This is a genomic window from Bartonella sp. ML70XJBT.G (assembly GCF_028618575.1).
In the GTDB taxonomy this organism is placed as follows: domain Bacteria; phylum Pseudomonadota; class Alphaproteobacteria; order Rhizobiales; family Rhizobiaceae; genus Bartonella.
The window spans coordinates 1-24,643 of record NZ_JAQITA010000016.1; the positions used below are offsets into that span (position 1 = coordinate 1).

Annotated in this window: 18 protein-coding genes, 2 tRNA genes and 1 pseudogene; 10 read left to right on the forward strand and 11 right to left on the reverse strand. The window is 37.7% G+C overall.

Features of this window, described 5'->3' with window-relative positions:
- The first annotated feature begins 249 nt into the window (after positions 1–249).
- The 4 genes from PVV64_RS07795 to PVV64_RS07810 all read left to right on the forward strand — a co-directional run bounded on the left by PVV64_RS07795 (position 250) and on the right by PVV64_RS07810 (position 6,423).
- The gene (locus PVV64_RS07795; RefSeq protein ID WP_273760493.1) at positions 250–1,446 is read left to right on the forward strand and encodes a multidrug effflux MFS transporter; all 1,197 of its coding nucleotides are present in this window, start codon (positions 250–252) and stop codon (positions 1,444–1,446) included.
- 292 nt (positions 1,447–1,738) lie between these two features.
- On the forward strand, positions 1,739–2,470 hold the full coding sequence (locus PVV64_RS07800; RefSeq protein WP_273760494.1) for an alpha/beta fold hydrolase: 732 nt from the start codon (positions 1,739–1,741) through the stop codon (positions 2,468–2,470).
- Positions 2,467–4,641, forward strand: a complete 2,175-nt coding sequence (locus tag PVV64_RS07805; protein WP_273760495.1) for an isocitrate/isopropylmalate family dehydrogenase — start codon at positions 2,467–2,469, stop codon at positions 4,639–4,641. The genes PVV64_RS07800 and PVV64_RS07805 overlap by 4 nt, the downstream gene beginning before the upstream one ends.
- 837 nt (positions 4,642–5,478) lie before the next feature.
- Complete coding sequence (locus PVV64_RS07810; protein WP_273760496.1) at positions 5,479–6,423, forward strand: N-acetylmuramoyl-L-alanine amidase; 945 nt, start codon at positions 5,479–5,481, stop codon at positions 6,421–6,423.
- 130 nt (positions 6,424–6,553) lie between these two features.
- Here the strand turns inward: PVV64_RS07810 and PVV64_RS07815 are convergent, their stop codons facing one another.
- Positions 6,554–6,691 (reverse strand): hypothetical protein, encoded by a 138-nt coding sequence (locus PVV64_RS07815; RefSeq protein WP_273760497.1) that lies wholly within the window; start codon positions 6,689–6,691, stop codon positions 6,554–6,556.
- Between the two features lie 855 nt (positions 6,692–7,546).
- Positions 7,547–7,637, reverse strand: a tRNA-Ser gene (locus PVV64_RS07820).
- A gap of 309 nt (positions 7,638–7,946) precedes the next feature.
- Here PVV64_RS07820 and PVV64_RS07825 point away from each other — a divergent pair.
- Positions 7,947–9,155: a porin gene (locus PVV64_RS07825; protein ID WP_273760498.1), complete on the forward strand. Its 1,209-nt coding sequence runs from the start codon at positions 7,947–7,949 to the stop codon at positions 9,153–9,155.
- A gap of 777 nt (positions 9,156–9,932) precedes the next feature.
- Here PVV64_RS07825 and PVV64_RS07830 read toward each other — a convergent pair.
- The 9 genes and pseudogenes from PVV64_RS07830 to rpmH all read right to left on the reverse strand — a co-directional run bounded on the left by PVV64_RS07830 (position 9,933) and on the right by rpmH (position 18,906).
- Positions 9,933–11,125: pseudogene (locus PVV64_RS07830) on the reverse strand (MFS transporter).
- A 1,048-nt stretch (positions 11,126–12,173) separates the two neighbouring features.
- Positions 12,174–12,258, reverse strand: a tRNA-Leu gene (locus PVV64_RS07835).
- 670 nt (positions 12,259–12,928) lie between these two features.
- Entirely contained in the window at positions 12,929–13,549 is a 621-nt protein-coding gene (locus tag PVV64_RS07840) for a 2,3-bisphosphoglycerate-dependent phosphoglycerate mutase (protein WP_273760499.1), read from the reverse strand.
- A gap of 28 nt (positions 13,550–13,577) precedes the next feature.
- The gene (gene dapB, locus PVV64_RS07845; protein ID WP_273760500.1) at positions 13,578–14,393 is read right to left on the reverse strand and encodes a 4-hydroxy-tetrahydrodipicolinate reductase; all 816 of its coding nucleotides are present in this window, start codon (positions 14,391–14,393) and stop codon (positions 13,578–13,580) included.
- A 544-nt stretch (positions 14,394–14,937) separates the two neighbouring features.
- Positions 14,938–15,630, reverse strand: coding sequence for a glutathione S-transferase family protein (locus PVV64_RS07850; RefSeq protein WP_273760501.1), 693 nt, complete (start codon positions 15,628–15,630; stop codon positions 14,938–14,940).
- A gap of 140 nt (positions 15,631–15,770) precedes the next feature.
- A complete protein-coding gene (gene yihA / locus PVV64_RS07855; protein ID WP_273760502.1) occupies positions 15,771–16,418 on the reverse strand; it encodes a ribosome biogenesis GTP-binding protein YihA/YsxC in 648 nt (215 codons plus the stop codon).
- Positions 16,415–18,271, reverse strand: a complete 1,857-nt coding sequence (gene yidC, locus PVV64_RS07860) for a membrane protein insertase YidC (RefSeq protein ID WP_273760503.1) — start codon at positions 18,269–18,271, stop codon at positions 16,415–16,417. Before yidC ends, yihA begins: the two co-directional genes overlap by 4 nt.
- The gene (gene rnpA / locus PVV64_RS07865) at positions 18,261–18,653 is read right to left on the reverse strand and encodes a ribonuclease P protein component (protein ID WP_273760504.1); all 393 of its coding nucleotides are present in this window, start codon (positions 18,651–18,653) and stop codon (positions 18,261–18,263) included. The genes yidC and rnpA overlap by 11 nt, the downstream gene beginning before the upstream one ends.
- A 118-nt stretch (positions 18,654–18,771) precedes the next feature.
- The gene (gene rpmH, locus PVV64_RS07870; RefSeq protein ID WP_005864709.1) at positions 18,772–18,906 is read right to left on the reverse strand and encodes a 50S ribosomal protein L34; all 135 of its coding nucleotides are present in this window, start codon (positions 18,904–18,906) and stop codon (positions 18,772–18,774) included.
- A gap of 596 nt (positions 18,907–19,502) precedes the next feature.
- Here rpmH and PVV64_RS07875 point away from each other — a divergent pair.
- The 5 genes from PVV64_RS07875 (at position 19,503) to PVV64_RS07895 (ending at position 23,858) form a co-directional block, all read left to right on the forward strand.
- Positions 19,503–20,597 (forward strand): Mrp/NBP35 family ATP-binding protein, encoded by a 1,095-nt coding sequence (locus tag PVV64_RS07875; protein WP_273760505.1) that lies wholly within the window; start codon positions 19,503–19,505, stop codon positions 20,595–20,597.
- 790 nt (positions 20,598–21,387) lie between these two features.
- Positions 21,388–22,275, forward strand: a complete 888-nt coding sequence (rsmI, locus tag PVV64_RS07880) for a 16S rRNA (cytidine(1402)-2'-O)-methyltransferase (protein WP_273760506.1) — start codon at positions 21,388–21,390, stop codon at positions 22,273–22,275.
- A gap of 16 nt (positions 22,276–22,291) precedes the next feature.
- Complete coding sequence (locus tag PVV64_RS07885) at positions 22,292–22,660, forward strand: YraN family protein (RefSeq protein WP_273760527.1); 369 nt, start codon at positions 22,292–22,294, stop codon at positions 22,658–22,660.
- Between the two features lie 105 nt (positions 22,661–22,765).
- Positions 22,766–23,011, forward strand: coding sequence for a hypothetical protein (locus tag PVV64_RS07890; protein ID WP_273756800.1), 246 nt, complete (start codon positions 22,766–22,768; stop codon positions 23,009–23,011).
- Between the two features lie 55 nt (positions 23,012–23,066).
- The gene (locus tag PVV64_RS07895; protein ID WP_273760507.1) at positions 23,067–23,858 is read left to right on the forward strand and encodes a pyrroline-5-carboxylate reductase; all 792 of its coding nucleotides are present in this window, start codon (positions 23,067–23,069) and stop codon (positions 23,856–23,858) included.
- Positions 23,859–24,643 lie beyond the last annotated feature (785 nt).

Consider the following 24,643-nt stretch of genomic DNA (forward strand, 5'->3'; position numbering starts at 1 on the left):
TGATAATCCATCTTCAGATGGTGAAAAGTGTTTTTGGGCGATTTCCAAACGAGAGCTTGTTTATAGGGATTTTGCTGATTGGTGAGAGAAATATCTCAAGAAAACAAAAACAGTAAATTCTTTATAATAAAGAATTTATATATTTCTGTTAATAAATAAAAAAGAGTATTATATTTATCAATAAATAATAAAATACTTGCTATAGTAAATAATATCCATCTTTTAAATTACAAAGTGTGCTTTTCCCTCATGCAACATAAATATACATTACCATTCCTTATACTTATCGTGTGTTTGTCGACCGGAGGTTTGATTTCTACAGATATTTTTCTTCCGGCACTTGGAGAAATGCGCCAATATTACCAAGTTACTGAATCACGGATTCAAAGTGCGGTGGCGATTTTTTTGTTTGCATTGGCACTTGGACAGCTTATTTATGGACCATTGAGTGATAATTTTGGGCGTAAAAAAACACTTCTCTTTGGTTTGTTTCTATGGTTGTTTACCACGATAAGTGTAATTTATACGGTTAATATTCATGCTTTTCTTGCTTTGCGTTTTTTACAAGGTCTTGGAGCGTGTGCCGGAATTGTTTTAAGCCGTGCTATTATCAATGATTTATTGGATAAAAAAGCAGCAGGAAAACTTTACTTAATTGTTTTTCCCTTTATTGGCATGTCGCCAGCACTCGCCCCTTTAGTGGGAGGGATATTGTTACAAGCTTTTCATTGGCAAGCGACTTTTATTTTTTTAAGTGTTTTTATATTTTTGACCATTTTGCTTTGTTACTTTGTGCTGTCTGAGACCTTGCCTGTTCAAAAACGTCACCGTTTTTCTCTTATGGGATTTATGAAGGGATGTTTAGGGGTTCTTAGAAACAAACAATTTGTTTTCTATGCACTTATTCCGTGTTTTTCTTATGCGGCCTATTTTGCTTATATTGTGGAATCGCCTTTTTTGCTCACGACTTTGGGATTGCCTCCAATTTATATTGGTTATAGCTATATTGGTGTGTCATTACCCTATATTTTGGGAAATTTTACAGCGCGATGGTTTTTTAAACGCGAGTCTATGGAAAAAACGGTCTGGCGTGGGTATATTATTTTTGCGATAGGAGGGGGGCTGTTTGCTTTGCAAATGTATGTAAGCCCATGGCCGTTGGTAACGAGTTTTGTTGCTATCGCTGTTCTTACTTTTGCGAATGGTTTTTTATTGCCGCTAGGAACAGCATTGGCTATTTCCTCACATCCACAAGCAGCTGGGGCTGCTTCTGGTGTGATGGGAGCTTTACAATTAGGCAGTGCTGCGTTGAGTGCTGCGGTTATTGGAAAAATATCTGGGCACAATCCACAGACTATGGCAGTTTTATTGGCTGCCTGCTGTCTGCTGGGATTTATCATTTATATCTGCAAAGCGCATGATTTTATGCATTCGGAAATGGAGTGAGTGAGATCAGAAAAAGAGCATCATGGGGCAATGTTATGTGTTGTTTTACTGGAATAGAAGTGGTTGTTACTCGACAGTAAATCTTTATGAAGTTGGTTGCATTGAGCGTGCTTAAAATTTATCGTAGTTTTGTTTCATTTTACTATAATTTATTCTGAGTGATTGTTTTCTAGAGGGGGGATGCATGATAGAGTTTGGATATATCTGTGTTTTCATGTTGTCTGCAGTGAGGAAAATTTTTGCTACATATCTTTTGAAATAACGGCTTTAGGAAATAGCGGGGAATCAATCAATGAGCTTTCGTGTTGTTATTCTCTCACCTGTGATGCCAATTTGGGATCATGGTGTTTTTTGTGCTTCATTTACAAAGCTATGTTCGGCAAAAGGATGTCAAATGACTCTCCTTGATACCCTGTCTCTTTTTCCGAGTGACTCTCCTGTTTGTAAAAATTCTTCCGTAGAAATTTTATCTTTTATTACAGAGAAACTTGAACACCATTTTACAGAGCCTTCAGTACTTGTGGGGTTTTCTATGGCTGGAATGTTAGTTCAAATATTGGCGGCAAGATTACCAAATGTTCGCGCTGTGCTTGCTGTGAATGCGCCAGGTTATCCAGATAAGCCTTTACAACAGAGACTTGGATGTATTCTTGATTTTTTAAAAAATCAAGATTTGTCTGGAGCGCTCGAAGCACTGAATATTTTGATGCATCCTTGTGGAGTGATGAAAAAAAGAGTTTTACGGGAGATCCCTGATGCGCAGAGGAACATGGCAATTGAGCGTATGACGAGAGGATTTCAGTTCTTGCTAGAGATGGATGCTAGAAATGAGATTGTCAAATATACTGGGAAATTTTTAGCGCTGATCGGTGAAAAGTCACAACTTGCAACCATAGATAATCAGACGAGAAGTCATTGTATCCATCATGAATATAAGGTCATTCCTGATGCTGGTACGCGCCTATGGGATGATAATCCTATGATGACGAATGCAATTATTGACGAATGGATGAATAAATTATGAAAAAGAAAGTTCTTGTATTGCCTGGTGAGGGAGTGGGACCAGAGATTTGTGATGCCGCACGGATGGTCTTAGAGCAATTCAAGTTGCCGATCGAATTTATTCATGGCGAGATTGGTTGGCAATGCCAGAAACAGGGTGGAGATTTCATTCCTCAAGAAACTTGGCAAAAAGTATCTGAAAGTGATGCACTTTTACTTGGGACTGTGGTTTGTGAAGAAAAAGAAGCTGCTTTAAAAAAGTTTGTAGAATCTTCAAAAGCAAGTCAACTTTCTGATGTTTCGCCTCTTATTCAATTGCGCCAAAAGTTGGATCTTTTTGCAAATATACGTCCTATCAGATACATTGTCGGTCCGAAAAAGCCTTTTCATTTTTGTGTTATCAGTGACAATAGCGAAGGTCTTTATACAGAACGAGATTCTCGTGGAATACCCTCTGAGGAAGCTGTATGGTTGAAACATCAAAATTTAGAAAAATATGGTTTTGAAGAGGCGGCGTGGATGGTGCATTTGCAAACACGCTTTGGTTTAGAGCGGTTGTTTGAATATGCTTTTTCTTATGCACGAGCACGTGGGTTTAAGAGGGTTACTTTTGCAGATAAGCTAAGTATTATGCGGGAAAGTGGTCAATTTGCTCAAGAAATCTTTGAGAAAGTTGCACAAAAGTATTCTGAAATGGAAGCAGAGATTCACGATGTGAATACGGTTGTTTTATGGATTGCAACAAAGCCAGAGCGTTTTGGTGTAATTGTTGCTGACAGTATATTTGGTGATATTCTTTCTAATTGTTCCGCTGGAATGATGGGTGGACTAGAACTTTCACCTAGTGCAATGGTGGGAAGCGATATTGCCTGTTTTAAACCGGTTCATGGCAGTGCACTGCATATTGCTGGACAGAATAGAGCAAATCCTTCTGCTATGCTTTACACTACGGCTTTACTTTTGGATTATTTAGGCTTTCGGGATGCAGCACGGCAATTGTCTGAGAATGTTGATCAGGTTATTCGTGCTGGAAAAATTGTGACCTATGATTTGGGAGGGGAAGCCTCTACCCGTCAAATGGCACAAGCTGTTCTCAATTCTCTTGAAAATCCTGTTTCTCTTTGTCGGGCAGCGGTTATTACGGTTGGTGATGAACTCCTTTCAGGACAATATTTGAATACGAATTTGCAGGATTTGAGTCAAAGCTTGGAAAAGAGAAATATTCAAGTAACGCGCCATTTTGTTTGTGCTGATCAATTACAGCAAATGTGTGAAACTGTAATTGCTTGTTTGGGACAAGAAGATCTCATCATTATCAGTGGAGGACTAGGACCAACATCTGACGATAAAACACGTGATGCGGTGGCTAAAGCTGTGAGACAGCCTTTGCTTCATTATGAAGATGTTTGGCAAACAATAAAAGCTCAGTTGGAGCGGTTAGGGATTGCGCCAGATAGCAATAATGCGCGTCAAGCATTGTTTCCGCAGACGGCAAAAGTGCTTGATAATCCTACGGGTACAGCACCTGGTTTTTACCTTTCTTGTGATGGAAGTTGTCTTGTGGTGTTGCCTGGTCCACCTACACAAGCTCTTGCCCTTTTAGAAGATTATTTACAACATGATGAGACAAAATATTCTCTTGTATCGCGTGCGCAATATGCATGGACTTTGATTGGAATTGATGAAAGTACTCTTGCGCATTGGGTTGATGATCATTTTGAAAATGAACCATTTGAACGGCATTTTTTATGGAAAAGTCCTTATGTTCTTGTGCAATTGGTTGGTCAGTCATCAACGCCTTTGGCAGAGCATTTAATTGAAGAATTTGAAAATTATTTTCGTCCATATTTGGTTGGGGCAGAAATTACTACTGCTTACAAACAATTAGCAGTGCACGCAGAAGTTCGTTGGTTGGCAAATGATCCTCACCTTTTAAAGCATTTTCAGCCGATAGAAAAAATTGCCAAAAATGTTTCGAAGCTAGAGGTTGAGGTTAGCTTATCACCTCCTTTGGAGATATTAGAAAAGCAAAAAGAAAGCCTTGGATATGCTACAATGACTGTACGAATAAAAAACTATGGTGATGATTGTGTTTCTTTTCCTTATACACGACCACTTTTGAGGGCGGTCTTACAGGAATATGCAGCTTGGTTGGTTTTAAAAAGATATTTACAAAGGGAGAAAAGCAAATAATACTTTGTAGAGGCGGAGCACAATAATTTCCACATCATTTTGTTGTTGTATGGGGTAAAGACAGTGTTGTTTTGACTCTTTAGAAACATTTGTCTTAGCCAATAGTTCTCTTTGAGAGCAGATGGAGGCTGAATGCTATTAAAGATTTGGGCAATATTTTCTTTTAAACGTTCTTAGAGAAAAATTTGCCTATAATTGCTCAGATTTTATGCCGAAAATTTCTGAAGGTAGAGTTCACTATTTTCTTTTTCATAACAAGTATTGATATCATTTTGGGGTAAGATCCTGTGTATAGGTGCATTGAGATTTTTATGGCATGATGAAATTCTATTATTTTTCCAGAGTATTTGTATTTGGTTTAAGAAAAGCTTTTTGGCGTGCGTTATTTGAGAGATAAAGATATATTGAAAACTATAGGAAAGATTTCTTTATCACAAAGGCGATCGCTTGATTATTTATCACTATACAGAAGAATTTTCTCAATTTTTCAATTTTATTGAAAAATGTGAAGCAAAGAGGAGTTCATCAAAAAGTGGCGTTGTTCATGTCGCTGCCTGTAAATGGACACAAAAATTTCATAATGTTTTTGCATGATAGGATGGTGATGAAGCACGGCGTTGTATGTGCGGTGTCTTTGTCCAAGTGTTCCTTAATGAGTGGTTTTCAGACATTTTAGAGAGTCGATATCTGATGTAATGGCTTGAGAATGTTTTGAGGGTTGCATCGTTCATTATGCATAGAGGATTTGAAAGTGCGAGTTCATGAGGGAGCAAGAGCTTTGGTGTTTCTGTTCTAACACGCGATGCTATTCGTGGATAAGATAAAGGAAGGATTTCTATGTATCAGATTGATTACAACAGTTATCGTTCTATTAAGAGCTTTAATCGTCGCGTTCGTTTTCTTATCATGCATTATACTTCACTTGATTTTAAAGAGTCAGTAATGGCTCTTACAGGGGAAAATGTGAGTGCCCACTATCTTGTTCCTGATCCAACAGAGAAGAGCTATATTGAGGCAGGATTTAAGGATATGTGTATCTTTAATTTGGTTGATGAAAACGAACGTGCATGGCATGCTGGTGTGAGTTCATGGGCTGGACGTAGTAACTTAAATGATACATCCATTGGAATTGAAATAGTGAATTTGGCGAATGTCCCTTCTTACTCTTCAGAGCAACCCTATGTTGACGCAGCTTTAAAGGATGCGCGTGTTTTAAATCCGGTTAATAAAGATGGATGTGAATTGCAGACTAATGGTGGCTTGCAAGCTGGGGATAGTGATATGAGTAGGACAGCTTTACAGCTTGAGACAGTGAATTTAGAGATTGATAACCACGAGCGCGTTGTCTTTCCTCCTTATAATCCAAAGCAAATTGATGCAGTTAAGGAACTAGCATTCAATATCCTTCAAAGATATCCAGATATTATGCCAATCGATGTTGTTGGACACAGTGATATTGCTATTGGAAGAAAAAGTGATCCAGGGGCTGCTTTTCCGTGGAAAGAACTTTATTTGGCTGGTATAGGGGCATGGTATGATGAGGAGCGAAAGGATTACTATCAGGGGAAGTTCTGTAAAAATTTGCCGTCCAAGGCAGATGTTTTGGCTAAACTAAAATGTTATGGATATGATATTTCGGTTGCATGTAGTGAAATGGGATATAAGGATTTGATCCGAGCATTTCAGCTTCATTTTCGTCAGGAAAATTATGATGGAATTTTGGATATTGAAACAGCAGCAATTATTTATGCGTTGGTAGATAAATATTTCCCCTCGAATTGATTCAATGCATTTGAATTTGAAATATAAAATTATAAGAATAGATGGTTATGGAGTTCTTTGCTGCTTTTTGCCGATTAACGTTGTGTGAAGGAGCGCTTTTTTATGAAGAATATTTTTTGCTTTGTTCTCTTTAAGATATAACGATATGATATCCTTCATAAAAAGTTGCTACAATGAAAGAAACCCATAGAGCAGCCAGCGCATTTATCAGAGTGTCATCAACGGTAATCTCTATGGTGAGAGCTAAAAAACGAAGTGATGGACTCACATTCCATCAGCAAACTAAACTTGCTGTGGCAAGAATGGAGTTAAAATAATTAAGAAAACATCATATTCAGATAGGATTTTGAATTTATCAAGTGATGTGATGATGATTTAAATATTAACGTATAAATTCCATTACATTTTAAGTTTTCCCACCTTATCTCGTAAAGAAAATCAGGCGGTGTGATTATGGCATATCAATAAAAGTCATAAACCAAGGTAGACGATATACAGAATTCATGGATTGCGCAAATTTATTAAATATGCGCGTGTTTGGATTGGTGTTTTTTCTGCAAACGATTTGTATTTTAACAATACCGTTCACATTAATGGGAGAGTATATAGAATAATGTCATTCATTTTAGTTTCAAGTAATAAGTCCCCCAAAATATTTTTTTTCCTGAGCACACTATAATACTTGAGATTGATCACACAAAATGAAACAGGCAACAGTGAAAAAATGGAAATAAGTTCGTAAAAGAAAATTGAGATGCCCCATTGTATGAGGCAGAGCATATAATATGAGCTTTAAAAAAGCAGCAGCATATGGAGATCCTATAGTATCATAAGTAAAAAGTACTTTTTATTAAGCTGAAGAGAAAATGGCATGACTCTATTCAAAATAGCCGATAGAAAATGGTGCGTCATAGAAGCGATTAAAAAACTACAAAAAGGTTCAGGATAGAAAGAAAAATAAGTTAAAAGAATCAAAAAAAATTCCTAAACTCTTTTAGAATCTATTCATTTTATTGAAAATAGCAGAGAGGAAAAAAATCCTATTCCTGCACCTTTATCCTAATATCCCGAACCTTAAAAAACACTTATGAAATCAATAAATTATAGGATGATAAAAGTGTTGTGGCGGAGAGGAAGAGATTCGAACTCTCGAGAGCCTTTTGAGCCCTACTCCCTTAGCAGGGGAGCGCCTTCGACCACTCGGCCACCTCTCCAAGGAAGTGCATAAATGGTATCAACTGAAAGTTCAAGACATTTTCGATTTTTTTCAAAAATATCTGAAGTTTTTCTTTTATTGATGATATCGGATAACAAGTTGCCCAAATGTATATGTGCTTTTTTTGCCACATTGTCTTGAATAGTGCATCATTCCCCTTCAAAAAGTTAATTTCATATTTGTATATTGAAAAAAGATGAGTATAGCTAGGAATTATAAGTATCGTGTATTTTACTCTGTCTTTATATAAGTCGAGAAAATAATATTCCCTAACGAAGATTGAACTACCTTTCATTGGAGATTCATTATGAATATTAAGTCCCTCTTTTTAAGCTCTACAGCAGCTTTTTTAGCAATTTCTGGAGCGCATGCCGCTTCAACAGTTGTTGCAGAACCAGAGCCTGTAGAATATGTTCGCGTTTGCGATGCATATGGTAAAGGCTATTTCTATATCCCTGGAACAGAGACCTGCATGCGTTTGTCAGGAAATGTTCGCGCTGATTTTCTAGGCGGTGATAATATTGATGCCACAACAAATGCTGAATTAGCTACTAAAAGAAAAACTTATAGTGCAACATCACAATTAACCCTTGTTTTTCAGACTGCTTCTGAAACAGAAATGGGAACACTTCGTTCATATGCACGTATCTCTTCAAACTGGAAGGATGGTAACAACAAGGATGGTGCCAAGCTTGCTGCGGCTTACATTGAACTTGGTGGTTTTCGCGTAGGTCTTGATGATACAATTTTCAACAGCTGGACCGGTGGTTATGGAAATGTTATAAATGATGACAGCATAGCACCAGCGGGTGTAACGCGTACGAATTTTATTTCTTACACCTTTAGTGGTGATAGTGGCTTTTCTGCCATTATCGGAGCTGAATTAGGGAATGCTTCCTTCACCGGATCAGGTCCATACTACTACATCGATAAAGATGACAAAGTTACTCCCGTTTCTGGCGATGACCTTCCACCAAGCAAAGGAATAAAAAATTACACCCCTAATCTGGTTTTGGGTATGAAATTTATGCAAAAATGGGGTGGTTTTTCAGCCGTTGCTGCTTATGATTCTTACTACAAAAAGTGGGCTGGTAAGGTACGCGTAGATTTCAATGTCAATGATCGTTTCAATTTATGGGCAATGGTTGGCTATAAAAACAGTGTTGATTACTATGCTGTAGAAAAAGGTACAGACAGTGTGTTAACGCGACAAAATACAACGGTTTACGCAAACTGGGGAGGAAAATGGGCTGCTTGGGCTGGTGCGACTTACAAACTCACTCCAAAGGCAAATTTAAATGCTCAAGTTTCTTATAGCGCTGTAAAAACCTTTGCAACTTCTGTCAATATTGCTTACACGCTCGTTCCAGGCTTTGTAATTACACCTGAACTTACTTATGTCTCTTGGAATGATGATCGTACTTTAAAAGGCGTAAACAAAGATACAAAATATACCCATGCTTTGAATGGAAAAAATGCTTTTCAAGGTATGATTCGCTTACAGCGTTCATTCTAATTCTCTTGGACTACGCTTTTAAAAACTGGCAATATACATTGCCAGTTTTTATTTTTTTAAGCGAGATTATGATCATCATGAAACCCTTTCATGATTATTTTGCTACTATGTCAACAAAGCTGTTTCCTTCTCTAAAAATATTCCAAACGCATGCATTAAAAGTGCAATAAGGGCACTTAAAAATCTTTCTTATCTCATTCAAATGATTTTTTTCTTACTCATTTAGGGTAAAACTCTTATCTTTCATCGGTTGTCATAAGATCGGTTTTTTTCGGAAAATTCTTCACTCGTTTTGTATTTCATTAACGGGATCACATCTCTTACGTAAAACAAAATGTTATTGTGTTGCTCATTCATGTGCCTGTTAAAAAAAACTTTCTTAAGGTACTGAGGCTTATTTCACAGCACCGTTCAGGAATGACATAATGATAAATTTACTATACACGTCATTTTTGCATTTATGAAAGAGCAAGCTGTCTTTATCATACTTTATTGCCAGCCTCCAATGTTGTGACAGCTCTTGGCATCTGAGACACTTTCATAAAAAGTGTTATTGTACCTTTTTTAAAGTTTTTTTGTCCATTCTATTTGTGGCGAGCAGGGGAGTGGTTTTGCTGATTCAATATCAACAGATTTGCATGAAGAAAATCTTGCGCTATGAGAGTCTCTATCTAAAATAGTGAATTATAAATCAATATGCTGTGCATATGAGGAGATATCATTTTGGGAAGTAATAATATAATTTTCTGCTCGTAGCGCTTTGTGGGAGTGTGTCATCTATCTCATGACGATCAAACCACATATGAAAAAGGTGATAGTTGGTAATATCAGATAATAAGACAGTGGAATTTGTGCAGGAAGAAAGGAGATGATGCTTAATACTGCAATTGAAAATATTTGTCTACAAAAAGATACTGCGCCAATAACACCGGAAATGTGCTGAGTTTGTTTTTGGTTAAGCTCTGAAAAAAACAGACTCTTTGCGCCGATTGGCAAGGTGCAAATAAAACCATGAATTAATGAAAATGCAATAATTGCTATAGCGATTTGATTGCTATGAACTAAAAAATAAAGTGCTACACACATCAGGGGAAAGAAAAATGAAAAATATTTCACAGAATTTCTGTATTTGTTATCTAAGATATGATATTTGGACATCAGAAAATTTGAAAAATATTGTGCTGAAAAAAGCCCCTATATGGCAGAACATTAGTGTGAGCATCTGATTCTTGGCAAGATGATCGATTTTGCTCGATGAAAGTATTATTGGTTGCCAGAAATGATAAATAATCTGAATACCAGCACTGAAGGGGCACATGAGGAAAATAAACCTTGCCCCTCCAATAGTATTTTGGAAGATCCACAGTGTCTCTTTGGCATGGTGGAGGCTCGTTGTTGTCTTGTGTTTTTCAGGCTTTGATTTTGTTCCTTCAGGAACAAGAAGGAATATTAAAAAGATCCTGCTCATCATCAGGTATGAGATGATATATCCCATAAAATATTGCCCAGAGTAGTATATTGTTCCAATTCCTATGATGCCGCTGATAATGCTCCCGAAGGAATTGATTTTGCGATAGAGATGGGCATAACGTGAAAAGTGATCTTGTTTATTGCCCAGTGAATGAAAATCCATCTGTCAATGACACTTGCGATGAGGCAAATTCCTGCGGCATAGAGGATTTGCGCAATGATAAGGATTGTCATATGTGGGGGTAAGGCAGAGAAGATAAAATGCGCCGGTCATGATAACTCTTGCCATAACGGAATATTTGCGGCGATCTCTGTCTGAGAGAATAGCACAAGGAAAATCAAGAAGCAGAATGGTTAGGGAAAAGGCAATTTGAAGCAGTGCCAATTGTACTAGACTCACACCCATAGACATTTAAAAAAATCGCATGGTAGACACCGATCAGCATCCGCACTGCATTATAGGATCCATAGGTGAGAGCAAGGGTACGTGGTCTGTTCATTGTTTTTCATTCACTATATTGTGAAGAGTAGCAAATTCTTTCAGTTTTTGCTGTCGTTGGTAAAAAATATTTTGGGCTGGTCGCAAAAATCAGATTAATGTTAGGCGAGAAAAAGGGCGTTCTCCCACCTATATTGCTGTTTCATTGATGCCCCCTCTATTTATCAAATCAATTTTCTTTAAAACAGATACAAAAAATAGCTGTCTCTATCATTTTTAACTTATAGAGTCCATTTAAGTTTTATGCTCTTTCATTGGTATGGTAGAAAAGATATTAATTCAAAACAATATATTTTAGCTGTATTATTTATAAAAATAAATATAGTCTTTTCTTTAAAATATTTAATTCACATTTGTTTTACTACAAATAATTATAATGTATTAATATTTTATATTATTTATGTTTTTAATTTAATATTATTTCAATTTTTCATAAAAATATTTGCAATATAAACTTGATATTTTCTATAATTGTATTTTGAATTGTTTTTGATATTATAATAATAATTTACTTTATTTAATTATTATTATTTTTTTATTTAAGATCATTATTTTTTGGAACCAAGAATAGCTATATTTTATGCTTTGAAAAATAATGCGTGAAGGCAAAAAAACTTTTTCATGAATTTTTATTTGAATGATTGGTGAATTTAGTGTGTTTTAACACATCTTATGACAAGATAACGTTTGAATGCAAGTCTTTTAATTTTTGAGAAGGAAAAACTATTAATCAACAACCAATGTTGGCGGTTAAGTTGTTTTATGATGTTATAAAATTTCTTGACTTTACAGAGATATTCGAGACTCATTTGTGTTAAGTTTTAATGATTGTGATATGGTCAGGAAAAGACTTCAAAAGTTGTACTTTTTTCACAGTGTAAAGCGCTTGGATGTTTAGAGTGGCTGGAAAATATCTAAAGAAAAAGGGGCAATCTAAAATAAATTATAAAAGTCCTCTAGAAAATCCTATTTCCTCACTTTTATTTTAGTGTCTCACACCCTTTAAAACATTATTAAAAACAACTAGTTATATCGTGGTAAAAAGAGAATGGTGCCCAAAAGAGGACTCGAACCTCCACGCCTTGCGGCACAGGTACCTGAAACCTGCGCGTCTACCAATTCCGCCATCTGGGCTATAAAACTCGTCTAAGCTTATGAGGCAGCTCTGTCAATAAAATTTTCTAAAGTACCATAAAGATTGTTTTTCAATGTAGGACAAAGCATATCCATGCCTATTTGCGTTTTTTTAAGTGAGATCTCTCAACGTGCCAAAGCCCATTTCAAGATGCTGTCTGTGAATAACAGCAAATCCATTGTGTATCACCATCTTTATGGTTATGGATTCTATCATACTTTTTGCTAGCTCCCTCATGTTACAGCGGCTTTTGTCTTTAAAAGGTTCGGTTTATGAGAGGCATTTTTACTTCTTTCTTGAATGCTTTTTCCACACTCCATTCCGCTTGTAATGTACAAGCGAATGATTTTGATTAATTCAACATGGAAAAGATTTGAAATGAGAGAAGTTTGGGATATTTGGGTTTTCTCTTGTATTTATCAAAGGTGGCGTTGTCCTATACGACAAGAGATAAAATTGAAGAAAATCTTCAGGACAGAGCTAAGGCGTAGTCTATGAAGTTAAGTACATAAGTGCTGGGTAATGGAAATTACTCAAAAAAATCAATCTGATGACAGGTTCCTAGGAGGCAGTAAACTTTGTGTTTTAGGCTGAGGGAACGAGCAGAGAATTGATTCTTCAGCTAAAATATCGGGTTGAACTTCTTATGATCACTACGATTTTTGGGATTCAAGGGGTAACGATTGTCTTTGAGGCGATTGTGGAGTCAGGATTAAATGTATAAACGATAGGAATGCCTGTTGCTAATTCTTGAGAAATAATCTCTTCACTGCTTAAACCTTCAAGTGCCATTATCAGAGCACGAAGAGAATTGCCGTGTGCTGCCACCAAAACAATTTGAGAACGTAAAATATGGGGTTGGATATGGTAGAGGTAATAGGGTAGAACGCGTGCAGCAGTATCGCGTAGGCTTTCTCCATTTGGGGGGGCAATCGTATAGGAGCGACGCCATATTTGTACTTGTTCTTCTCCCCATTGTTGGCGTACTTTATCTTTATTTAAACCAGCAAGATCACCATAATTGCGTTCATTTAAAGCGGGGTTTTGTATCAGCTCTAAATCTTCTTGTCCCATCTGTTTTAAGAGGTAGCGCGCTGTTTTTTGTGCTCGCTGTAGAGCGGATGTATAAGCAATATCAAATTTTAAACCAAGCTCTTTGAGTTTTTTTCCTGCTGTTATTGCTTCTGTACAGCCTTTTTCTGTTAAATCGGGGTCTTTCCAACCGGTAAAAAGATTTTTGAGATTCCATTCACTTTGGCCATGGCGGATAAGTACGAGTGTGCGTCCCATTATAAGTTTCCTGCGTTACATTGACGGTTTAAAATTCATCATTCAATCCTAAAACATCAAGCATTGAATAAAGACCATTTTTGGGGTTCTTCTTTGCCCATAAAGCTGCTTTTAGGGCACCATTGGCAAAAATAGAGCGTTCTTGTGCTGCATGTGAAAGAACAATACGTTCATTTGCACCAGCAAAAGTGACACTATGATCGCCAACAACAGTTCCACCTCGCGAACAGGCAAAGCCGATAGTGCCTTTTTCACGTTGACCGGTATGACCGCTGCGTCCGCTAACACTTACATTTTTGAGCATAACATTGCGACCGTCTGCTGCTGCTTGCCCAAGAAGAAGAGCTGTTCCAGAAGGAGCATCAACTTTGTTGGCGTGATGCATCTCATAAATTTCAATATCAAAATCATCCGCTTCTAATGCTTTAGCTGCTTTTTTTACAAGGTTTGCTAACAGATTGACTCCAAGACTCATATTCCCAGATTTGACAATAGTTGTCTCTTTTGCAAAATCTGCAATTTGTCCTTCTTCTGTTTTGTTAAATCCGGTTGTCCCGATAATATGCACAAGGCCTTTTTGGGCTGCATAGTTGGCATAAAGAACGCTAGCCTGTGGTTGAGAAAAATCTAAAATACCTTCCGTATTAGAAAAAGCACTTTCGATATCATCAGTGATGTGAATACCAAGAGCATTGGAACCAATCAATATACTGGCATCTTTATTTACCAAAGGTGATCCTGTGCGCACAAGCACTGCACAAAGCTCTACATCTTTTCTCTTTTGAATGGCGGCAATGAGCTCGCGTCCCATCCTTCCATTGGCACCAACAACTGTAAGGCGCATATTTTTCTCCTTATGACACTTTACCTCTTGTAGTATAGGCAAATTCTTGTCCTCTTTCCAACGGTTCTTTTTCTTTCTAGAGAGAAATTACGCTTCTTGAGCTTTATGAAAAGATTACTTGTTAAGAGAGTCGCATGATAAAAAAGTACTTTTCCTTTTATTATAGAGTGAATCATGTGGATGTTAAGCAATTGTTTATTTTATAATATCTTTGGCAAAGGACATGTGTCGATATTGTTATTTTATGCGCGTGCTTTCTGATACTACAACTCTTGCCTTTCAATATGGGAACTTAAACTCTTCTCTTAAATGATTTTATTCACACCTTCTTTTGTTTATGGTGTGTAAGATTTCTTTTTATCCATTAGCAAATAGAGCTTAAATGAGAGAATGTTTTGATTTTGAGCTTTCATGCAAGTTATCAAGGATAAGCATTTTTATATATTCATTTATCATTATACACTCTATAAAATAGTAGATTTTATTGATGTAGAGTTCTATGATCTTTGAGGTAGAAGAGTGTTTTCACTTGCTGGAAAAGTGCTTAGAAATCAAGGTCCGTATAATGAGGGCTTGCGACAATTCCTCTGATACGATCGGTCAAAAGAGAGCGAAAAGAAGGGCGCGATTTAATCCGCATATACCAATCTTTGGCAGCGGGGACTGGTTCCCAGTCAATTTCTCCTAGAAAATCAAGGACAGAAACAGCTGCTGCTGCTGCGAGATCTGCATAGGATAATTCAGAGCCAACCAACCAGTCGCGAGAAGCACAGAGCCAATTGAGATAGTTCATATGGGGTGGAATATTGGCACGTGCATTGCGTAAAATTTGAGAATTGGGGGCACCACCGCCAATGGCTAGGGGCATTTCACGTTTATAGATCCTTTCTCGTACAATATGGCGTGTCGCTTCCGTTTCAAATTTATTTAAAAACCAATCATTGAGACGACGGACTTCGGCACGACCTAAAGGATTTTCCGGAAAGAGTTTATTCTCTTGTCGTAAACTGCCATGCGTTTCATCTAAATATTCGTAGATAACAATGGCACCTGATAATGGAACTTCATGTTCATCAAGAAGAACGGGCACATGGCCTGCTGGATTGAGCGCAAGAAATTCGTGTCTTCTCGCCCATTCATGTTCTTCAATGAGTTGCGTGGTTACACCATATTCTCCAAGAATAAGGCGTATAAAACGAGAAGAAGAAGAAAGGGGAGAATGAAAAAGTGTCAGCATAATCTACGATATCAGATAGAGTTGATGAGAATTCTTTCAAGTAATAAGAATTTTTATAAAGGTGCTTTACTAGAAGTACAAGATTATTCGTAGAAGCTCGCAATTATGTTTAATAAATTTTTAAAAAACAGCAATATTTTCTATACTGTGATGGTTTGTAAAATGGCTGCACGTAATTCCTCCAAACCAAATGCTTTTTCTGAAGATGTTATAAGAAGTTCAGGGTAAGCTGCTGGGCGTTTGTGCAGCTTTGTTTTTGTGGTTATTGTTAGTTTTTCAAGGTCGCTTGATTTTATTTTGTCACTTTTTGTGAAAACAATTTGATAAGAAACAGCAGCTTTATCAAGAAGGTCTAGAACATCTGCATCATTCTTTTTGATGCCATGGCGTGAATCAATCAACAGATAAACGCGCTTTAGTGTTGTACGACCCCGTAAATAGCTAAAAATCAAATTTGTCCATGCATCAACCAAATTTTTAGGTGCTTCAGCAAAACCATACCCTGGCATATCAACCAATGCTAGAGGAGGGAGTTCCTCTCCTTGTCCACTGAAACCATCGGGCACAAAGTAATTGAGTTCTTGTGTACGTCCTGGTGTATTTGAGGTGCGGGCTAAACTTTTTTGTTGGACAAGTGCGTTGATTAAAGATGATTTTCCGACATTGGAGCGCCCTGCAAAGGCAATTTCGGGCGGTCCTTCGGGGGGAAGAAAGCTTATTGTTGGCACACCACGAATAAAAATCCAATTGCGAGAAAAAATTCCAGAAAGGGAAGAATCTCTTGTCATTCATGCACTTCTTTTTTGGGTGATTTTCTCCACATAGCTTTAAGATTATCAAAAAGCTCAATTTTGACTCCTTGGCGTTTCATCATGATACCTTGTTGAATTATTGACAATATATTATTCCATGCCCAATAGATAACAAGACCAACAGGGAAAGAGGCGAGCATAAAAGTAAAGATAACTGGCATCCATGCAAAGATTATTGCTTGTGTTTGATCTTGAGGAGATGGATTCATACGCATTTGTAAAAACATCGTTATTCCCATAATCAAAGGCCATGCACCAATCATAAGAAAGCTTGGAGTCGTGTAGGGCAAGAAGCCAAACAGATTAAAAACAGAAGTTGGATCGGGCGCTGCTAAATCTTTAATCCAACCAAAGAAAGGTGCATGCCGCATTTCGATGGTAATATACAGAACTTTATAGAGCGCAAAGAAGATTGGAAATTGAACCAACATTGGCCAACAGCCCGCAAGAGGATTAATTTTCTCAGTTTTATACAGCTCTATTATAGCTTGTTGCTGTTTGACTCGGTCATCTTGGTATTTTTCTTTTATTTCCAACAACATAGGTTGTATAAGCTTCATACGTGCCATAGATTTGTAAGACTTATTTGCAAGAGGGAAGAGAAGCGTTTTCAACAACACTGTGACAAGAAGAATGGCAATACCAAAATTGCCTGTTTGTTTATAAAGAATGTCAATGAGAGAAAACATTGGTTTGGTAATGAAATCAAACCAACCCCAATCGATTAAGAGCGCAAACTTTTTAATTTGTAAATCATTTTGATAATGATTAATGATTTCAACTTGTTTCGCACCAGCAAAAAGACGATTTGTAACGGTTTTTGTTTCATTGGGGGCAATCGTTAAAAGGGACCCTAGTAAGTCAGATTGATAATGTGTTTGTAAGCGGTCAAAATAAATAAAACGGCTTGTATATTCTTTATCTTGTGGTGGAATAACCGCTACAGCCCAATATTTATCGGTAATACCGATCCAACCTCCTGTCAATTTAGAGAAAGACACACTTTTTTGACCATTATGAGGATTTGGATCAAGCTCAGTCAAGGCTTTGTACTTTTCAGTTTTGAGTGTATCACCTGCAATAGCTATCATACCTTCATGCAGCAAATAGGTTGCATTTGTATGTTCTGGTGGAGCTGCACGTGCAACACGTGCATAGGATGAGAGATATATTGGTTTATCCCCTTCATTGCTGATAGAATCCTCAATGGTAAACATGTAATGATCATCAATAGAAATCATACGACGGAAGATTTGTCCCTGTCCATTATTATAAATTAAAGTAACAGGTGTTGAAGGGGTTAGGATCGTATTGTTGCCCTCTATTTGCCATTGTGTATCGGATTGTGGTAAGGCTCCTGCTGGCAAAGATGAACTGGTAAAACCAAATTCAGCAAGATAGGTCTTTGTGAATCCTTTGGGGTTTAGTAAAGCGATTTCTGGTGATTTCTTATCGACCGTTAGGCGATATTTTTTGAGAAGGAGATCATCAAATTGTGCACCAACAAGATTAATGGAGCCTTCAAGTTCGCTGGTTTTAATAGCAATACGGTTTGTTTTAGCCAACACATCATTGCGCAGTTCAGGAGTCATTGGCTGATCAATTGTGGGGGGCTGATCAATCATGGGGGAAGATTCATGCCTTGATGCAGGATCAGAAAAATTTGTAGTAGATGTAGAAAGCGCTGATTGTTGTTTTGACAACTGCTGGGCAATTATTTGTTGTTTTTGTAACTCAGCCTGTTTGGGAATAACATGAAGAAATTGCCATGCGATAAGCACTATGAAAGACAATCCAATGGCGATAAAGAAATTCCGGTTATATTCCATTCGTATATCCCTGTTGTCGTTGCTGATGTTGTGTTTTTGGTTGTATTCGTCGATTTAATTCACGGATCAAAGATGTAAAAGGCGCATGAAGTGCATCAGGACGTGCTATAATGACATAGTCTGTTCCTGCTTCCATGTTATTTGTTAAACCAACTCTGACAGCTTCACGCAAACGTCTTTTAATACGATTGCGTTTAACAGCATTGCCATTTTTGCGCGTAACTGTGAAACCTACACGCGCAACAAGAGGAGTTTTTGTTTCTGCTGCTTGTGTATGGGATTTCACTTCAAGCAAAAATAAAGGACCACGTCGTTTTTCTCCTGTGCGAGCAGCTAAAAAATCTGCTCTCTTACGAAGACGGCATGGATGTTTTTTCTTCATAAAAACGTTTCGCAATTTTACCAAATGCCTGCTTTTGCAGGCATCGGAGGTTCATAACGAAAATTCCACAACGGTTAAGATGATCAACAATATCTAATTGTTGTGAAAATTTAAATGGTTAAGCGGATAGACGCTTACGTCCACGAGCGCGCCTTGCAGCGATCACTTTACGGCCACCAGCTGTTGCCATACGTGCACGAAATCCATGGCGGCGTTTCCGGACAAGTTTAGATGGTTGATAAGTACGTTTCATTTATTTTAATACCGCGGAGTGCGGCCCTTCTTAATTTATGGCAATATTCTATGGCAACTATGCACTAGATGAATAATCTCATCTTCTCATATGATGTGCTTATCCATAAGGAAAAACATAAAAAAAGTCAATCTTAGATTATTTTTTCTCTCTTAAAAAAAATATCAAAACTCTATGGTGAATATGTATTTTGTTCATAATAGTTTCAAATTTAAGGGAAATAATGATTGCTTAGAGTACCTTAATTTCTAGTCCTTTTACATAAGTAAATACTGGTCAGAGGAGTAAGAGAGAATCGCGATTTGTTATGGTGTGATAGTCGTGAAGTGTGTTTGTTTTATAAAAAGTTTGCTTCGTTTGAGCTCTTAAAGGCGCTTGTAAAATTCTTGATGTGATTGTACGAAAAACAGATTCAATGGGATTTTATCTAAAATTTCACGTGTACATTTATGAGGATGGTTTTGCCTTTTGTAAGGAGATAAACTTCAAGATATAGTTTACAATTTTTAAAAGTGCAAAATTTCAAGTGATGAAGTGAGATGTGTTTTGGGTCTTTATTACTTATTCTTTGGCATTTATGAGAGAGAGGAAAGAGCGTGAATCCTATCACAAGTGAGGCGATCCGTAACGCATTATCTAAAATCAAAGTGCCGAATTCTGAAAGCAATATTGTTTCGCTTGGGCTTCTTTCAGAAATATTGATTGCTCATGGAAAAGTGTTTTTTTCTATTACAGTTCCAGATGGACGTGTACAAGAGTGGGAAATGTTGCGCCATGCTGCTGAAGACGTGGTGTGTGCTATGGAGGGAGTTGAATCTGTTGTTGTCACGCTTACGGCAGAAAAAAAACCGACGGACTCTTCTCAGATTCAGAAAGCTACAGTTTTTTCTGCAGCAAAACGCAGAGCAAGTGGATTGCCTGTAAAAATGCCAATAGATGGTGTGCAGCATGTAATTGCGGTGGCTTCTGGAAAGGGAGGGGTTGGCAAATCGACAATGGCGATCAATATTGCTTTAGCTTTACAAGATTCTGGTTTTAAAACCGGTTTAATGGATGCGGATATTTATGGTCCATCGTTACCACGTTTGACAGGGCTGGTTAACCAAAAACCACAACTTGTTGATGGGAAAAAGCTTCAACCTCTTGAAAAATTTGGTCTTAAATTGATGTCGATGGGATTTTTGGTTGAGGAGGAAAAACCGGTGGTATGGCGTGGTCCCATGGTTATGGCGGCGGTGACGCAATTGCTTAGAGATGTTTTATGGGGGCCTTTGGATGTGTTGGTGGTTGATATGCCGCCAGGTACAGGAGATGCACAATTGACACTTGCTCAACAAGTGCAGTTGACGGGGGCGTTGATTGTTTCTACTCCGCAGGATCTGGCCTTGGTTGATGCGCGGAAAGCGATAGAAATGTTCATGAAAGTCAATGTTCCTATTTTAGGGCTCATTGAGAATATGAGTTATTTTATTGCTCCTGATACGGGAATACGCTACGATATTTTTGGTTATGGTGGTACGCAGGCAGAAGCAAAGCACCGAGGGGTCCCTTTCTTAGCTGAAGTACCGCTTGATGCGGCTTTACGATCTTCTTCCGATGATGGCGTGCCAATCTTTGTTGCTAAACCCGATGAGAAACATGCTGCGCTTTATCGTGCAATTGTGGAGCAAATAAAAAACAAATTTTCTTAGATTCATTAACAAACCATAATTTAAAACAGAAGGGCTATTTGTATGGAAATGAGAGTACATAAACGTTTCCTTGTTATATGAAGATTTTCCAGATGGTAAGCAAACAAACTGAGTGTAGGATGGATAATTATGTTTGTTTTTATAAGACTCTACCCATTGATTTTTACGGATGAAATGAAATTGGTTAAAGATTTTTAGTTCAGATATAAAAAGTGTTTTTCAATATGAAATTACTGGATATTCATTACGCCACACGCCACACGCCACACGCCACACGCCACACGCCGTTGCAAAAGCTAGGGGGAATATTACAAAATGAGATGGTGTGATATGGTCATCTTTGTCCGAAATGATGGAAGGACTGCGGCTAGGGGGGGATGTATGTTTACTTGGGGAAACGTTTTAACAGCGATGAATAGGGTTCTCTCGAAAAAAAAGCGGGTGAAGGCATTTGGAAAGCTTTATTAGGGGAGGTCGGTATTTAATGTGGAAATCACTGAAATTATTTTCTTGAGTTCTTGAAATAGAGGTTTCGCATAAAAAATATTGAAGTTGATGTGGTATTGTGAGAATTGAGAATCTGTTTTACTGCGAGTGATTATGGTAAGCAAGACGTATTATAACCCTCAACAAAAGTATAAATATTGGAAAAAGAAATCTTATTATAGCACAAGTGGTTATTGGAATGGTTAGTTTGGCAATAGCAAAAATTGGCCGAAATAGATGATAGAGAAGAAAGTTTTTGCTAAGAGCAGATGGAGGGGGGATTATTTGATTATGAAAGAAGGGCATGGGTGAAAAGGCATATTTTATCGGTGGGCATGCTTATTCTGTGCCTGTTATAGAACCAGCACTCTATCTTGTGGCAACGCCTATTGGAAATCTTGCCGATATCACTCTTCGTGCTTTGCAAGTGCTTGCAGGAGTTGATATTCTCGCCTGTGAGGATACGCGAGTGACACGTGTTTTGTTGGAACGCTACGGTATTGAGAAAAAACCCGTTCTTTATCATGAATATAATGCACAAAAGGCAGGACCGAAGTTACTGAAAGCTTTAGCAGAGAATAAAAGCGTGGCGCTTGTGTCAGATGCTGGGACACCGCTGATTTCTGATCCGGGATTTCGATTGGTGGAAGAAGCGCGCAAAGCGGGACATAAAACTGTTCCAATCCCTGGGCCATCAGCTCTTTTAGCTGCTCTTGTTGCAACGGGGCTTCCCACCGATAGTTTTTTCTTTGCAGGTTTTTTGAGTGCACGAAAGACACAACGCCAAAAGCGCTTGGAACAATTAAAAACTCTTCCAGCAACGTTGGTTTTTTATGAATCGCCCCATCGTCTTGTTAATACTTTACAGGATATGGTTGCTTTTTTTTCGGCGGATCGTCCTGCGGCAATCTGTCGTGAATTAACAAAAAAATTTGAAACGGTGGATGTCTCTAATTTAGGAAATTTGTTGGAAAATTACAGCAAACAGGCGCATATTCGTGGAGAAATTGTTGTGCTTGTTGGGCAGGCAGTTTCTTCTTTGCAAGTGATGAGTGATCAAGAAGTTGATGCACTGTTGTTAGAATTGTCTGGTGCGCATTCTGCAGCTCAGGCGGCTGCTTTGGTGGCAAAGAAAACGGGCTTAAAAAAACAAGAACTGTTTCAGCGGTTCAATTTTTTAAAAGACATGTAATATAATGGGGAAAATGATACAAAAAGAACGCAGGCAGAAGTCTTTCTATCGAGGTATTCGTGCAGAAAAATGGGCTGCTTGGTGGTTGCGACTGAAAGGCTTTCATATAACTGAAATGCGTTTTAAAACAAAATGTGGTGAAATCGACTTAATTGCACGGCGTGGAAATCTTGTGCTCATTGTTGAGGTCAAGGCACGTCCAACATTGGCTGAAGCAATGGTTGCGGTTTCTCGGGTGAGTGAAAGGCGCATTGAGGCAGCTGCCGACATTTGGTTGGCACGGCAAAAAGATCGCGCTCTTTTGTGTATACGCTTTGATCTGATTGCAATTTTACCGTGGCGTTGGCCGCAGCATATTCCGGCATTTTTTACATCTGATAAATAAGAGTTTCTATATCATTTGAACCATGGTAAGTGAAAAAGATTCCATTTTTATATACAGATGCGTTAGATAAGATGCATCATATTTGAGCGCTATAAGGAGCAAAATATGGATGATTATGAAAAATTTGCAACGGGTTTGTTGATTGTTTTTGGGGCGCTGATTATAGGTGGTTTAATGGCAGTCCATATTATGCTGATGAATAAGCCAGGTTTTTTGTTTGCTTTAGCGGCTGCTATTGTTGGTTGGTTTTCTGCTTTTGCTGTTCTTTTTGATAAGCCAAAAGTCTATTTGGTATTGATCATTCTTGCTATGCTTTGTGTTGCATCTTCAATTAGTGTTTATGTGAGTTAGAATGTTAAAGCTTTGGCTTTAGTTTTCTTTGAAATGATGCGTGTGAGGAATAGAAATGAAAATTGGCTTTCTTGGAACAGGTAAAATTAGTGCTTCCATGGTCGATGGTTTAATGATGAGCGCTTTTGACGTTTCTTCTGTTATCCTTTCTCCTCGCAATGCAAAAATGGCAGAGCGCCTTTCATGTCATTATGATAAAGTTATGATTGCTGAAAACAATCAAGCATTGCTGGATGTTAGTGATTGTGTTTTTCTTTGTCTTCCTAACCAAATTGCAGAAGAGGTTTTGCGTTCTCTTCGTTTTCGTCCCGAACAGCTTGTGGTTTCTGTGCTGGCCATGGCAAAAGCAGCAGATGTTGAGGCATGGATCAATCATAAGGTTTATCGTGCTGTTCCACTACCATTTGTGGCAGAATGTAAAAATTTGACACCAATTTATCCTGATCATCCATTTTTACGAAGTTTATTTGATTCCTTGGGTGGCACATTGGTTTTGGATGCGGAAGAGCAATTTAATCTTTTCATGACGGCGGGTTCACTGATGGGGGTATATTTTAATTTTATAGAAACAGCACATCAATGGTTTGTGACACAGGGGTTAAAGAACCAGCAGTCAGCAGATTTTCTTGTTATGATGTTTGGAAACTTAACCGATGAAATGCGCAAAATTATGGCTCAAGACTGTTTTTCATCTGTTGATTTTGCGCTGCTTGAGAAAGAGTTTTCAACAAAGGGGGGAACAAATGAACTTTTGTCAAACTGTTTTTCGCGCCAAGGAGGAAAAAATGCTTTAATCACGGCTCTTGAGATCACTTTGCAAAAAATAAATGATCCCTTTATGCATTAGAAGGAAGCATCAAGATTTTTATGATCTCATAAGAGTGGTGTGTTTTTTTATTTTCACGGACGTGGTTCTATAGAATCAGCTTTTCTATATTTAAAGACAAGCAGATTGATGTTGAGGATTTTTTTTACAGATATAAATTGCTTTATGCAAGGTCATTTATTATTTGCACTTTGCATAGCAAAACCGAAGACAAAAGCTTCTTTTTTCTTATCTTGGAAGCAAAAAATCTTTTCTTATAGATTACAAGAGGAATGAATGGGTGGATAAAACCGTTTAAGAAGGAGAAAAATATGCTTCTTGTAATGCCCTCAAACACAAAGGGTCGATGTGACATTCTGATTTGTTAACGTATCATGATGCTTGCTTGTATTTTCATAAAGCTTTCGTTCTATTTTCATGGCGAGCACTGTGAGATGGGCTTGGAATTTTGTTGGGATTGTTTGTTAAAACAGCTCTATGAATCAGTGTTGTAGGGGGAGGGAAGAAGACGAGAAACGCAAAAGCGTTAAGTATTCATCTCCTTAAAAGATTTTGTTGTGGATGCGTTTGAAGATCGTGAAGCTTAAACTAAAAGATATTGAAGAGCAGCTCTGCTTTGCCTTTTTTCAGCCAGAAGGATCAAAATATTTTAGTTGTTTTTGTTCTTTATAAATAAACAGTGTTTAGTGAGAATATGTTATTTTTTGATGAGAACAATGATGGGGTCGTGAAAATATTCTGGTATGGGAGTATTGATAGAACAGATTGCACATTGTGAAAGAACGCATGCGTGAAAGCTATTGGGT